This is a genomic window from Psychrobacter sp. 1U2, assembly GCF_051847575.1.
The window spans coordinates 1-515 of record NZ_JBPYDC010001828.1 but is presented as its reverse complement, the minus strand read 5'-3'; the positions used below and the strand labels follow the sequence as shown (position 1 = coordinate 515).

General features: G+C 39.2%; 2 protein-coding genes. Both read right to left on the bottom strand.

Annotated elements, in window-relative coordinates:
- The coding region (locus tag ACS8FD_RS24635) for a CoA-transferase (RefSeq protein ID WP_439277778.1) at positions 1-180 on the bottom strand (180 nt) is incomplete at its 3' end.
- A gap of 113 nt (positions 181-293) precedes the next feature.
- The coding region (locus ACS8FD_RS24630) for a benzoate/H(+) symporter BenE family transporter (RefSeq protein ID WP_439277777.1) at positions 294-515 on the bottom strand (222 nt) is incomplete at its 5' end.

Here is a 515-nt window from a genome sequence, read left to right as displayed (position 1 = left end):
ATGGTCGCCGTTACCGGCATTATTATTAATGATGACCAAATCCTTTACGCCCAAATTAATAAGCCCATCAATGAGTTCAGCGGGTTGACCTGCTGTGCCAAAGCCGCCAATCATGATGGTGGCGCCATCTTTAATTTGACTAAGTACGTCAGTGATATTTTTATCTGCTTTGTTAATCATGTTTATATCCTATAAAAAGTCATATGAGGTAGTGTCTTTAGAATTAATAAGTGGTACATGGGTTGGACTCATTGCTCTGACACTACTTAAATTTTTTCGTAAGAGACTTGCTCTTAATTGGCTTCATTATTAGAGGTCGTTAATGAGATAGATGATGTTGGTAGTAGGCGTTTTTTGGTCAGAATATAGTGAGCAATCATGCCGATAAGAATGCCCCAAAACACAGAGCTTAATCCCAAAAAGCTCATACCCGATGCTGTCGCCAAAAAGGTAATTAACGCCGCATCTCTTTGCTCATCATTTTTCATAGCAATGGTGATATTGGCAGAAATGGC